This window comes from Paenibacillus sp. EKM301P (assembly GCF_011800295.1).
In the GTDB taxonomy this organism is placed as follows: Bacteria; Bacillota; Bacilli; order Paenibacillales; family Paenibacillaceae; genus Paenibacillus; species Paenibacillus polymyxa.
Window position 1 is genome coordinate 86484 of sequence record NZ_JAALFM010000002.1, and the last position, 13157, is coordinate 99640.

Genomic DNA, 13157 nt, shown 5'->3' on the forward strand with positions numbered 1-13157 from the left:
TTGTATCCATATGCGCCTCTCTCATCTGTCAGGGCTACGCTTCTTTGTACAAAGCGCGAGTCCTGCAAGAATTAGCACCGTGCGATAAAATCGCCGGTTGCCGGGTATCATCGGGCTAGTCCCTCCACCTGCTCTTGATAAGATTTCGCTATATTCATTTTGGGTTCACAAAGTTCTTGTTGTTCACTTTAATGCATCGGCTGGGCTTCGTCAAGATGGACTTGTAAATTTGTGCCCTGCATTCACATTTTGTCTACCTTTTCCATAGGTTAAATCATATGCCCCCTTTCGCAGAAGCTCATATGACTGCTGTTGATTTAGCCCATGATTTTGCCCTTGAAAGGCCGTAGGCCGAGCGTTATACTATACAAGTGCTAATAGGCAAAAATACGGTGCAACAGTGTAGATTAGAGTGTTTTCTTCGATACTGTGGCAACCTAAAAAAGAACATTTGTGAGGTGAATCCGGAATGGAAGGCGACCCGAGTCCGAATAGGCGGCGATCCCTGAACAACAGCATAGGAATGACTTCAGCTTGCCGAAAGACGGGACGCCAGGCTCCGCATGCTCCAAAAGCCTTCTGCTTTTGATGGTATGCACGCTTACCCGCACCGGCTAACTGGCTAACTGAGTCCATTCCTTATGCTTAAGGTAAACGTATTTCCGTTACGACGGAGCATAAGGAGTGACATATATGAAAATCCGTTTGGTTAACAACGGGGTTTTTACCCCTGTCGAAGAAATTGAAATGGCGCTCACTGCACCGGCAGAAGGCTTTTATTGGATTGATGCCGATGTCGAGGATCTGACAGTGCTTCAGCCCTTATTTTCTATGCATGATCTTGCAGTAGAAGACTGTTTGAGTGAAGAAGAACAGCGTCCAAAGATTGAAATTTATGAAAGCCATTATTTTATCGTTGTAAATAGTATTCGTTTTGATGATGAAGAAATATTTTTGCGTGCTTTGAACATTTTTCTCGGCCGCCATTTTATCATTACGGTGACCAAGCAGAAAATCAATGAGCTTCGTACTCTCAAGCCTATGCTGTGGGAGCAGGAAGTTAGCCAGCCTGACCGTTTTATGTATCTGTTGGTCGATTTGATCGTTGATAACTATTTTCTGGTTGGTGACCGGATTGAAGTTCGTATTGAAAAGCTGGAAGAAGACATTCTAATGCATACGAAAAAGTCGCACTTGAACGAAATCATCGGATTGCGCAGTGAGATTCTATGGCTAAAAAAAGTGCTCGGCCCGCAAAAGGAAGTCATCAATACCCTGAACAAACGGGATTTGCGGCTTATCGACGATCAACTACAAAAATATTTTAGCGACATTTATGAAAATGCTGTGAAAATTTCGGAGACTTTCGAAACTTATCGCGACTTGATGGGGAACCTTAGAGAAGCTTATCAGTCAAGTATCGCCAACCGTGCTAATGAAATCATGCGTGTGTTTACCGCCATTACAACCGTATTTATGCCGTTGACGGTCATTACCGGAATATATGGGATGAACTTTGATAATATGCCTGAGCTTCATACACGTTATGGTTATTTTGTCGTCATTGGGATTATGGTGGCACTAGGTGTCAGTATGTTCTGTATTTTCCGCAAGAAGGATTGGGTTTGAATTATTTGGTTTTCAAGCTTGGTCATCAAAAGCAGCAGCCGAGTCCTATGAGGAACTCGCTGCTGCTTTTTTTATGCTGCACCTTATTTGTACTTTAGGACACTTTCAATCGTCTCTATATTATCCAACATGTCGGTCAGGTACCTCCTGATGGCGGAACCGTATACGAATCAGTCGCAGTCGCTCATAAATTTGATCCAGCCCTGCTTCCGTCGCTTTTTCTTCTCCATACACTTTTAGCATAATGGGCTTGAGCAGCGTATCTCCCAACTCTGCATAAGCAGACCAGATGGCTGCCTGCTCCTCCTCTGATACATGTGCCAATTCCTTGCGGATCAGCTTCTCCATATCCATTCCATCCCTATCCAAATGCTCCACAGCTTCAATCATTTCTCGACGGTGCAAGCCTGTCTTCATTCCGATATGCTCCAGTGAAAGACCGTCCGAAATGCCTTCGATAATCGCTCTAGTCAGGCTAAACTTATTCAGTTCCTGTCTGTACTGGTTTTCTTTTTGCTTGTACAGCCATGACAAAAAAACTTCTTCTTCAAGTATCTCTGTTACCCAGTTCAGCGGAAAGGGCGTGGTCCGATCATTTTGTTTCGTTATAGCCAATAGCTCCGTCCCATATTGCGACACCTTACCCAGGCCCATACCAGGTAGTTCTAACAATTCTTCTTCGGTATGAGGAAGATAGACGCTGATGAGTCGAAGTAGTCGATTCGTAGCGATAAAATAAGGTGCTTTTCGCTCAGTTGCTGCCTTTTGCCGTCTCCACATTGTTAATTGTTCATACACCTCATCACGCGGAAACAAATCACTATAGCAATACAGCTTTTGTAGCGTTTGTCCACGTCCTGATGATCCTTCTTGCTCATGAAAAACGCCATGAATTAGAGGCCTGTAGCCCTCAGCCATCTTGAGTGCCAGCTCATGACGGTATACATGCAGTAATTCCTGCCACAAACTGCCTTCATACCAAAGGTCGTCTATACTTTCATCTGGTACATGATGTGTGCTCCAGCCTGCACTCCATCCCCCTTCATGTTGTCCGATCCATACCTGCGCAAACTCCTCACAGCCCTGTTCATTCCGTTTGGACAAGCGATTTAAAAATACAATCTCCATGGTTCTTCCTCCCTCATAAGGTTAAAATGACTGACTCGCACAATACACAACGCAAAAAAAGCACCTATCCTGCGTATTCGCAAGAAAGGTGCTTCCCTTTTTGATCCGTACTATGCTGTTGCCTATATGATAACCGGACCTTGGAGTACCGTCAACCATAAATTCTAAGAATTCAGCTTTTCCTTGGCCAAAGCCAGAGCACCGCACAATCCAGCATTGTCACCCAAGCCCGGAGATACGATATATTGCTCAATTTCTGTAGTCAGACTCGGATGCTGTACGTACCCATTTAAAAGTTGTTGAAGCTTGGTACGAATGAGCGGGAACAATTGATCCTGCTTCATGACTCCGCCGCCCATAATAATTTTTTGCGGTGACAGGATTAATACATAGCTCATTAAAGCCTGGGCCAGATAATGCGCCTCCATTTCCCAGGCCGGGTGATCCACAGAAAGCTCATGCCCTTTAACCTTCCATCTTTTTTCGAGTGCTGGCCCCGCTGCCAGTCCTTCCAGACAATCTCCATGATATGGACATGTGCCCTCATAGTGATCTTCTGGATGACGACGTACCAAAATATGTCCCATTTCCGGGTGGGATAATCCATGTACCAGCTTTCCGCCAACCAAAGCACCCGCTCCGATGCCTGTACCTATTGTAATATACAGACAGTTGTCCAATCCTTTAGCCGCACCCCAAATGGACTCACCCAGTGCTGCTCCATTCACATCCGTGTCAAACCCCATAGGTACATCGAAATGCTCCTTCAGTTTGCCAATCAGATTATAATTTCCCCAATGCGGCTTTGGCGTTGTTGTAATATAACCATATGTATCACTGCCTTCGATAGGATCAATCGGTCCGAATGAGCCTACACCCAGCGCTTCAATCCCCTTGCCTTCAAAAAATGCAATGACATTCTCCATGGTTTCTGCTGGAGTCGTTGTTGGAAAGCTTGCTCTTTCCAATACTTCTCCTCGTTCATTTCCAATTCCACATACAAATTTGGTACCGCCTGCCTCAATTGCTCCCAATACTGTCATAGCTGCTGTAATCCCCTCTCCATGATCTCTCTCCATTATATTCACCTGAAACGAGCCTAAGGTCAATCCCCTTATCACAATTGTATAAAATCCTTCACATGGTTATATATCTAAGCTGAGTTAGTTGTATACAAATAAGGACACTAACGCACCAAGCGCCAGCATCCCTATATAACTTAGTCCACCTGAAATGCACAGCACAAGCCTAACAGCTTCATTATGATCCGGTTGCGACACCCATCAACGTACACAAGCTCTTCATTTCAAGCTGCTCAAACTTATCGACAATTTGCACGTGATCCAGCGTCAACAGACAGCTGTCTAAAGCACACGCAACAGGCACATCACAGTGAATCTTAGCAAGTTTGCGTGAAAGATGCAGCATATCCAAATCACTCTCGATCTTTTTACGAACCGATGGAGTCAATTGATCCAGATTTTCCAGAATGCCTTCAATGGAGTCGTACTCCTGCACCAGCTTGAGGGCAGTTTTCTCACCGATTCCGCGTACTCCCGGGTAATTGTCACTTGCATCACCCATCAAGCCTTTGAGGTCGACCACTTGGCTTGGCTTAAGCCCTTTTTCTGACAGCAGGGTCTCCGGGGTATATACCATATAATTTCCATGCCCTTTTTTCATAATAATGACCCGTGTCCGCTCATCTACCAATTGAAGTAAATCATGATCTCCCGAGAGAATCATGACATCCATATCCTCATTTTGCGAATAATGACGTGCGAGCGTACCGATACAATCATCCGCTTCAAAGCCTTCCGCCCCAATGTTGGGAATGCCGAGGCTGTCCGTCACTTCACGGATCAAAGTAAATTGAGGAATCAAATCATCTGGCGCGTCGGCACGGTTGCCCTTATACGCAGCAAAATGTTCCCCACGGAATGTCGTTCCACCCATATCCCAGCAGCAAATGACATGTGTAGGATTAAAGGTTTGAACTGCATCCCAAAAATATCGAATAAAACCATATATGGCGTTCGTTGGTACTCCAGCTTTTGTACGACGGATATAACCGTTTGCAGCGGTTGCATAATAAGCACGAAAAAGCAGGGCCATGCCGTCAACCAGCATTACGGATTGTTCATTGCGTTGTGTCACAGATTGTATTGCTCCCATTCATCATAATATTTAACCCTCACAGTATAACATAATGTGGGGGTAAATTGGGCTTTACTGAGCTCCCCATGTCCCCTCAAATGTTTCCTCTTTGAATCCTACGGTTACTTTATTCCCGTCAGTTACAATCGGGCGTTTAATTAATCTTCCATTCGAGGACAAAAGCGAAATTTGCTCTTCACGGCTCATGTCTCCAAGCTTATCTTTCAGCTTTAATTCTTTGTATACTTCACCGCTCGTATTGAAAAACTTTTTCAGTTCCAGCCCGCTTTTTTTAATCAAGTCTTCCAATTCCTCCGGGCCGGGCGGTTGTTCAAAAATAGGAATCAGTTCCGTCTCATGCCCCTTGTTTTGCAGCCATTTCACTGCATTACGACAGGTGCTGCATTTAGAATACTGGTATACTTTCAGTTGGCTCATCGCTAGATTAACCTCCATTTGGTTTCAATCTTTGTTGAATATTTATTCTGGATATTGAGCCCTTAACAGCTCTTGCATTCCGATCATATCATCCGGTAGAGGAGCACAAAACGACATTCGCTCCCCGGTCACAGGGTGCACCAAGGATAATTCTGAAGCATGCAGGGCTTGTCGAGGCATCCTGGCATCAAGCTGATCATATCGCTCACGTTGCACAGCGTCATCGGGTGTAATCCGGTACATTTTGTCTCCGATTAACGGGCATCCGATATATGTCATGTGAACCCGAATTTGGTGCGTACGTCCGGATTCCAATTTTAGACCGATGCGGCTTCCTTCGCTCCATACTTCCTCCAGCTTATATAGCGTAAGGGCAGGATAACCATCTGGAGTCACCATACGCAAATGCGGATTATCCGGGTTGCGGTCAATCGGTCCGTCCACCCTGCCTTCCTGCTGCTCAGGGCGCCCATGCACCAAAGCTGTATAGCGCTTGTCCACCGTTCCCGCAATCATCTGTTCGGAAATATGCTGGTGTACATACGGATTTTTAGCTACAACCAGCACGCCGGTCGTCTCCTGATCAAGACGATGAACAGGCCGAAACCGAAACAGCTCTCCCTTGGTCTGCCAATAATGCACAACCCCGTTCGCCAGCGTTCCTGTGTAATGACCGTGAGTCGGATGGACAATCATCCCCGCCGCCTTGTTCACTACTAACAGATGTTCATCCTCAAACAAAATCTCAAAAGGAATGGGTTCCGGTAAAATATCATCGGAACGCTCGCGCTCCATGCGGATCTCTACTCGATCCCCGGACTTCACCTTTACGCTGATATACACACGTATCCCGTTCAGCATGATCCCCTGTTCGGTCAGCTTGAGTTTGGATATGAGCTTGCGAGAAATGTTCATACGTTTTTGTAGAATGGTCTTCAGCAGCATGCCCTCCTCCTCAGGAGGGATCATATATACGATAGGTTCATAGTACAAGCTCATCACAAATTCCTGATTGCCTCCTTATTTGCGGAACACTTTTTTGCTGCGAACATATTCGACATCAGGTACACCCTGACGTACATTCGCAGTGCGAGCCACAACAAAGAAATAATCGGACAGGCGGTTCAAATACCGACGTACCGCAGGATTGATATCTGTGTGCTTACCTAGTGTAACAGCACGGCGTTCCGCACGTCGGCAAACCGTGCGGCAAACATGAAGCGTCGAAGATAATGTACTGCCTCCCGGGATAATAAAGCGTTCCACCTTCGGGTTTTCCTCTTGGCATGCATCAATCCAGCCTTCCAGCCGCTCTGCCAGCTCGTCTTTGACCTTATATTTACTTTCACTGATTTTAACAAACGCCAAATCTGAACCACAATCGAACAGCTCCTGCTGTATTTCTTCCAATTGAGTCCGAATGTCCGCAAACTTTTCCCCTTCGGCAAAGCTGATCGCTTGTCCCACAAAGCTGTTCAGCTCGTCAATGGTACCGTACGCCTCCACACGGTCGTCATCTTTAGACACTCGACCGCCGATCACAGAAGTTTGTCCTTCATCACCTGTTCTGGTATAAATCCCCATACTTTTTCATCCCCTTTATCATTCTGTGAGTGCTTTCAGCACCTTGATGGCTTCTTCCTTATTGCTTGTGCGTGGCGGTACGGTAGCAAATAATGTGTTTGAGTTATATTTTAGGTCCTTAAACATCTTCATCTGCTCCACCGGAATTCCGAACAAATGAGTTTCCTTGATGACATCCGTTCCTTCTTCCCCTTGCTCCTTTTTCTTAAATACGCCGCCTTCGAATACACCCCGGGCATATGTCTTCTTGTCAAAGGCATCATCTAAGGGTAGATTCGAACCATTTTGTCCATACAACTTCATGTCCTCTTCCGGCAAAAGAAACAAATCATGTTCTCCGGCCGCATATTCTACGACCAGCTTCTGCTGATTATACAGTGGGCTGACTGAAATCTCGATTGTCGGAGCCTGTTCGCCCAGCTTATCCTTAAGCTTTTGTGCCAGCTCGTCACGAATGACTGAAGCATCCCCTTTATCCATAATAAATATGGAGAAGCTGTCCTTGTCTCGCCCCCCACATCCAGCCAATAGTACAAGTGCTATGATTCCGATGATCCATGGCGATAGCCTTTTTAGCCCTGCTTTCATCTGTACGCCCCCTCTTCCATGCCACTAATATATCATAAGTTGTGAACGCAAAAAAAGAAGGCCCTGCGGCCTTCTTCGTAGCTATGGTGACTTCACACAGTTACACTCTGCATTCCGTACCGTACAGCTTCATGTATTCATTGATTTTCAAATCTAGTTTGCAGCTAATCTCGATGACAAGATCAGAGGTCAAGGACTGCTCTTCCTGAAACGTCCGCATCATCTCATTGCGCAGGAACAAAATTTCATCTTCCAGGGAAATGTCGTATCCTATTGAACTCGGCGAATTATATCCAACATATGACATGAGCACTCCTCCTGTAATTGAAAAATTGAACTTCCTGCTTCCGATTTCAAATTATAGCATAGAAATTTAGAAATAAAAGACTATTTTCTATGAATTACCCATAAAAAAATAAATTTAACCTTCTTTTTTCACTTTTTCTACAAAATGACCAATTCGATCCAAAGCTTCCGTCAGCTGAGTGACAGAAGTCGCGTATGAGCAACGAAGATACCCTTCGCCTCCCAAACCAAACACATTGCCCGGTACAGCCGCAACTTTGGCCTCTGCCAGTAGGCGCTGTGCAAATTCATCCGAGCTGAGGCCTGTGCTTTGAATACTCGGGAAAACGTAAAAAGCCCCTCTTGGCTCGTGGCATTCCAGACCAATGTCACGGAATCCCTCAACCATCAGACGACGACGCTGATTATAGGCTTCTACCATTCGATCTTTTTCACCCATACCATTTCGCAAGCCTTCCAAGGCTGCAACTTGGCCCATAGAGGGCGCACACATGACGGTGTACTGATGGATTTTGAGCATAGCAGCAATCAAATCAGGATGCCCGCAAGTATATCCAATACGCCAGCCAGTCATAGCGAAGGCTTTGGAAAAACCACTGACGAGAATCGTACGATCCATCATACCTGGTACCGAAGCAAAGCTGACGTGCTTATCGCCATAATTCAATTCGGCATAGATTTCATCAGAGATGACGATCAAATCATGTTTTTCCACGATTTCTGCAATCGGAAGCCAATCTTCATAAGTCATCGTAGCACCGGTCGGGTTGCTCGGATAGCATAAAATTAGCACCTTGGATTTAGGTGTAATTTTGGCCTCCAGCGCCTCAGCCGTCAGCTTAAACTCGTCCTTGGCAAACGTTTCAATGCCGACCGGAATCCCGCCTCCAATCGAAGTGATTGGAGAATAGGAGATGTAACACGGCTCAGGCACAAGAATTTCATCACCAGGTACAATTAAGGCGCGCAACGCAAGATCAATCGCCTCGCTACCTCCAACTGTTACGATAATCTCATTTTTAGGATCATAGCGGACGTCAAATTGCTCATTCAGATACTCACTAATCGCTTCACGCAGTTCTGGCGTTCCCGCATTAGATGTATAGCTGGTGAAGCCTCGCTCCAATGAATAGACACAGGCTTCCCGCATGTGCCAAGGGGTTGTAAAATCGGGTTCGCCTACCCCCAGGGTAATAATGTCCTTGTTACCACCCACCAGGTCAAAAAACTTACGAATACCCGATGATGGGATCTCGCGTACCAATGGGGATAAATAAGAACTCATGGCTTTGTTGGTGTCGGTAAATGCTTCTGTTTTGAGATTCATCATGATCTTCCTTTACGGCGAAATCATCAGACGATTATCTTCCTCATGGTCCTCAAAGATAATTCCGTCCTGCTTGTATTTTTTAAGCGTAAAATTAGTCTTGGTAGACAAAACAGAGTCAATAGGCGACAGTTTCTCCGACACAAAATTAGCGACTTCACGGAGGTTTCGGCCCTCCACCTCTACCAGCAAGTCATATGCTCCGGACATGAGATAAACAGATTTAACTTGCGGATACAAATAAATCCGCTCTGCAATCCCTTCAAATCCTCTTCCACGCTCAGGTGTAATCTGTACTTCAATCAAAGCGGTAACCTTTTCGTCATCAACTTTGTCCCAATTGACTACAGCGGCGTACTTGACAATCACATGTTGATCTTCGAGCTCTTTAATTGAGGTGCGTACATCCTGCTCGTCAACCCCCAGCAAAGTAGCCAACAAAGTCGGTGTTCTTCTTGCATCTTCTTTTAACAATTCCAGTACTTTTAATTTCAATTCATTCAGCTCTGTCATTCTACATAAGGCCTCCATCGAAAGAGATTACTATACATCATACAATACGCACTTTAAACCTGCAAAGAAAAACCGTCCGCCCCGGTAAACCCGGCAGACGGACGGCTGTTATGGGAAATTGCTTCAAAAACAGAAAATCCCGTTTACATATAATAAGGGTTGTTTTGGTGAGCTGATTGGCCTTGCTGGTGCATAGGCTGGCCATATGCTCTGGCGGATGATGACTTCTGCTGAATGAACTGTTGGCATTCCTGTTGGGTCTTGCGAGCTTCTTGAATCTGTTTGTCCAAATCGATGCGCAGTGCTTTCGTTGGGGCGGCGTACATATTGTTCTGGCTCATTAGATGATACAAATCACCTTGCATACGCAATGTATCATTCGTAAGGTCGGTGAACATCTGACGCACAGACGGACAATTGGATTCTGTCGTCGCTGTTGTGTACTCGCGTACTGTACGTTTCATATCAGCAAGAATGCTATAGAGCAAATCTTCTTCGGGCATAAATGACATATTGTTTTGTGAATACATCCTGTCAAACCTCCTTTTGTAGTAATTACTGCTGCGGTTGCATAGGAGCAAGCTGTTGATGTTGTTGAAGAGCATTGAAAAGTACATTCAAGTGGTGCTCATGAGTTTTCGCCAGTTGCAAACAGGCTTGTTGAATGGCAGGCTGCTGAATAGACGCCGCTGTTGCCGCACATTGTTTTAACAGGAGTTCCTCATTGGAAATGGAGTCAACGATGTACTCCAGTTCTTTGCCTGACAAGGGTTGCATGTTCATAGATTGCATAGTCTTTTTGTCCCTCCTTAAATGTTTTGTTGCACGCTGGTTATCTTGTCCGTTTGGCGAAATACTATGTACACATAAGAGATACTACATATTGCCTATGGGGAGTGCTATTTATATGGAATTAATAAGCGGGAATACGTATTGGCCGAGTACCTTGGAGCAAACGCTGGATTTTCCTCCTTTAGCTGAGGATATAAATTGTGATGTACTAATCATCGGCGGCGGGATGGGCGGATCCCTCTGCTCCCGGTTATTGGGAGAACGACAGGTCGACACTGTACTTATTGACAAGCGAAGGCTGGTACATGGAAGTTCTTCAGCCAATACTGGATTGCTGCAATATAGCAATGACAAGACTTTAACCTCTTTTATTAACACGTTTGGCGAGACCAACGGCGTACTGTTTTACCGTATGTGTAGGGATGCTCTGAATCAGCTAGATCAACTGGCTGCCACACTGGACAGAGACCCTTCCTTTATTCGCCGCAGCAGCCTGTACTACGCAAGTACTGCAGAGGATGTGCAGGTGCTGCAGGAAGAATATAAACAGTTAACCCGTTTTGGATTTCCAGTGGAATACTGGGATGAGCAACAGGTTGCTGCCCGATTTCCATTTCGAAAACCAGCAGCCTTGTATACGCACGAAGATGCCGAGGTTAATCCATTTTTGTTTGCCCAGGGACTGCTGCAATCTGCCAGCCGTCTCGGTGTTCGCTTATATGAGCATACAGAAGCTAAGCATTTTGAATTCAAAGAGAATGAGGTCGTTTGTCATGCCAATGGCCGGATGATCCGTGCAAAAAAAGTTGTTTTTGCAACAGGTTATGAAACTCAAGAGATTAAAACAGATCGCGGAGCCGTGCTAGAAAGCTCTTACGCTATCGCCACCAATCCAATCGGAGAGGCGCCTTTATGGCATGAACAGTGTCTGATCTGGGAAACTGCTCGTCCTTATCTATATATGCGCTCAACACAGGAAGGGCGCATCATCATTGGTGGTTTGGATGAACCTGTACTGGTTGCCAAGCAGCGCGAAATCAGGCTGTTGCACCAACAGCACAAGCTGCTGCAAGCACTACAGGAGCATTTTCCCGGTGTCCCATTTCAAATCGATTATGCTTGGGCGGCTGTATTCGGCTCTTCTCACGACGGCTTGCCGTATATTGGTCCACATCCGCGTTTTCCTAACTGCTACTTTTTGGAGGGTTACGGGGGAAATGGGACGGTTACGAGCATGGTGGCCGCACAGCTATTGGCTGATGAACTGACGGGCACACACCGACCTGAAATGGAGCTTTTTTCTCTGACCCGTCCCACCAAACCCTCGCCTGAGACTACAGAACCGATAATTTAAATGTGATACAAAAAGACCTCCTTTTCCTATATCAACGGATTTGGAGGCTCTTTTGTATTGAATTTTTCAATTATTCGGTTTGCTTGTGCAAGCGTCGTGCATGGGAATGAGACTTGCTTTGCTTCGTTTTTTGTTCCATTTTCAGCACACTTCGCATAAAAACCCATCCAATCACTGGCATTAATGCCAGCCCAATCAACAACCAGATCATCGCCGTAGGAGCCTTGCTAATACTTAGAACACCCAAGAAAACGAGTGTTCCTGTCAACCGACCTATCATTAAACATAGTTCGCGCAGTACAACCAGTTCCACTCTCTGATTAGCATCTCCTTCACTCGTACCCATTAGATCAAAGCTCGCAGAGATCATAGGAATTAAATACAAGGGCATGAACAAAGCGGTGCCAATCCCCATAATCAGCAGCGTGCTATACTCCATACGCCACAATAATGGTAAAAGCGCGATCACCAACAGCACGGCACCCAACAACATACCAGCCGAGCGATAGTGTGGCTTGAGCCATTTTCCGACAGCCCAAAAGCTGAAAAATGAAACCCCCGATGTAATAAGTGAAAACTGTGCTAGCTTCCATTCCTGTTGAGTAACTACATACACGAGCAGCGTAATCAGGAAAGCAAACACTCCTTCACGGATGCCCTGTGTAACAAGTGATAACGACAACGGACGCCACATACTTCCTTTTTGCGACAAACGCTGCTTAGGCTCTTTCCAATTGTACTTTCCTGTCGGTTTACGCTTGCGAAGAAAGAAACTTAACACCACTCCTACGACATAAAAGGCCAAAGAAATACTGAATATCACGCGATAACCCGCGTCATCCTCCATACGTGCAATAATCCAACCAGAGAGCCAAGGACCCACTATACCGGAAAACGAGCCCAGCAGACCCACCCATCCGTTAAAATGATCACGGCTTGCCTGATCCGTGACTTCGAAAAAAATGACATTAAACGCTAGCCAAAATAAACCTAAGGCTGCACCCAACAACATTCCTAGCGGCCATATGTAGTTTACAGCCTGCGGTCCTGTATACAACACGATGAGATAAAATAAGCCGGACAATGCGGTTCCCACGCGCAGGGCATTCATTTTGTTATGTTCCTTGACCCACTTTCCAGCTACCCAGACCATAATTCCCAGCGCAATTTGTTGACTGACATTAAACCAGCCGATCATCGCGTAATCCTGCCTGCTTTTCCACAAATACACATTAAGAAATGTGCCGGACAATGCTGCTGCAAACACAAACAATCCATTCAAGCTTAATAGCAGAATGGATTGTCCGTTCAGGTTTGATTTCAATGCAGTTCCCCCTAACG

At 45.6% G+C, this 13157-nt stretch carries 15 protein-coding genes and 1 riboswitch; of the genes, 2 read left to right on the forward strand and 13 right to left on the reverse strand.

Annotated features, from left to right (window positions below; all coding sequences use genetic code 11):
• Window positions 1-18 precede the first annotated feature (18 nt).
• Window positions 19-144: riboswitch (SAM riboswitch) on the reverse strand.
• 549 nt (window positions 145-693) lie between these two features.
• The gene (gene corA / locus HFD99_RS05810) at window positions 694-1629 is read left to right on the forward strand and encodes a magnesium/cobalt transporter CorA (RefSeq protein ID WP_013370115.1); all 936 of its coding nucleotides are present in this window, start codon (window positions 694-696) and stop codon (window positions 1627-1629) included.
• A gap of 120 nt (window positions 1630-1749) precedes the next feature.
• Here corA and HFD99_RS05815 read toward each other — a convergent pair whose 3' ends face one another.
• From HFD99_RS05815 to HFD99_RS05870, 12 genes are all read right to left on the reverse strand, one after another.
• Window positions 1750-2757: an HRDC domain-containing protein gene (locus HFD99_RS05815; RefSeq protein WP_017426647.1), complete on the reverse strand. Its 1008-nt coding sequence runs from the start codon at window positions 2755-2757 to the stop codon at window positions 1750-1752.
• A 164-nt stretch (window positions 2758-2921) separates the two neighbouring features.
• A complete protein-coding gene (locus HFD99_RS05820) occupies window positions 2922-3800 on the reverse strand; it encodes an ROK family protein (protein ID WP_031463162.1) in 879 nt (292 codons plus the stop codon).
• Between the two features lie 217 nt (window positions 3801-4017).
• On the reverse strand, window positions 4018-4914 hold the full coding sequence (locus HFD99_RS05825; protein ID WP_016820523.1) for a 5'-3' exonuclease: 897 nt from the start codon (window positions 4912-4914) through the stop codon (window positions 4018-4020).
• 72 nt (window positions 4915-4986) lie between these two features.
• Window positions 4987-5352 carry an arsenate reductase family protein gene (locus HFD99_RS05830; RefSeq protein ID WP_019686701.1) on the reverse strand — a complete coding sequence of 122 codons (366 nt, stop codon included), beginning with the start codon at window positions 5350-5352 and terminating at the stop codon, window positions 4987-4989.
• A 42-nt stretch (window positions 5353-5394) separates the two neighbouring features.
• Entirely contained in the window at window positions 5395-6351 is a 957-nt protein-coding gene (locus HFD99_RS05835; protein ID WP_045243976.1) for an RluA family pseudouridine synthase, read from the reverse strand.
• A 21-nt stretch (window positions 6352-6372) separates the two neighbouring features.
• Window positions 6373-6936, reverse strand: a complete 564-nt coding sequence (locus HFD99_RS05840; protein ID WP_016820526.1) for a cob(I)yrinic acid a,c-diamide adenosyltransferase — start codon at window positions 6934-6936, stop codon at window positions 6373-6375.
• Window positions 6937-6954: 18 nt separating this feature from the next.
• Window positions 6955-7524, reverse strand: a complete 570-nt coding sequence (locus HFD99_RS05845) for a hypothetical protein (protein ID WP_016820527.1) — start codon at window positions 7522-7524, stop codon at window positions 6955-6957.
• Between the two features lie 100 nt (window positions 7525-7624).
• On the reverse strand, window positions 7625-7831 hold the full coding sequence (locus HFD99_RS05850) for an aspartyl-phosphate phosphatase Spo0E family protein (protein WP_016820528.1): 207 nt from the start codon (window positions 7829-7831) through the stop codon (window positions 7625-7627).
• A gap of 114 nt (window positions 7832-7945) precedes the next feature.
• Window positions 7946-9157 (reverse strand): aminotransferase class I/II-fold pyridoxal phosphate-dependent enzyme, encoded by a 1212-nt coding sequence (locus tag HFD99_RS05855; protein ID WP_045243977.1) that lies wholly within the window; start codon window positions 9155-9157, stop codon window positions 7946-7948.
• A 12-nt stretch (window positions 9158-9169) separates the two neighbouring features.
• On the reverse strand, window positions 9170-9670 hold the full coding sequence (locus HFD99_RS05860) for an Lrp/AsnC family transcriptional regulator (protein WP_016820530.1): 501 nt from the start codon (window positions 9668-9670) through the stop codon (window positions 9170-9172).
• A 143-nt stretch (window positions 9671-9813) separates the two neighbouring features.
• The gene (locus tag HFD99_RS05865; RefSeq protein ID WP_045243978.1) at window positions 9814-10200 is read right to left on the reverse strand and encodes a spore coat protein; all 387 of its coding nucleotides are present in this window, start codon (window positions 10198-10200) and stop codon (window positions 9814-9816) included.
• A gap of 25 nt (window positions 10201-10225) precedes the next feature.
• A complete protein-coding gene (locus HFD99_RS05870) occupies window positions 10226-10462 on the reverse strand; it encodes a hypothetical protein (RefSeq protein WP_016820532.1) in 237 nt (78 codons plus the stop codon).
• 115 nt (window positions 10463-10577) lie between these two features.
• Here HFD99_RS05870 and HFD99_RS05875 point away from each other — a divergent pair, with 115 nt between their 5' ends.
• Window positions 10578-11816 (forward strand): NAD(P)/FAD-dependent oxidoreductase, encoded by a 1239-nt coding sequence (locus HFD99_RS05875; RefSeq protein ID WP_045243979.1) that lies wholly within the window; start codon window positions 10578-10580, stop codon window positions 11814-11816.
• 70 nt (window positions 11817-11886) lie between these two features.
• On the opposite strand, the gene HFD99_RS05880 is transcribed toward HFD99_RS05875, so the two are convergent.
• Window positions 11887-13140, reverse strand: coding sequence for an MFS transporter (locus HFD99_RS05880; protein WP_017426641.1), 1254 nt, complete (start codon window positions 13138-13140; stop codon window positions 11887-11889).
• Window positions 13141-13157: the final 17 nt, after the last annotated feature.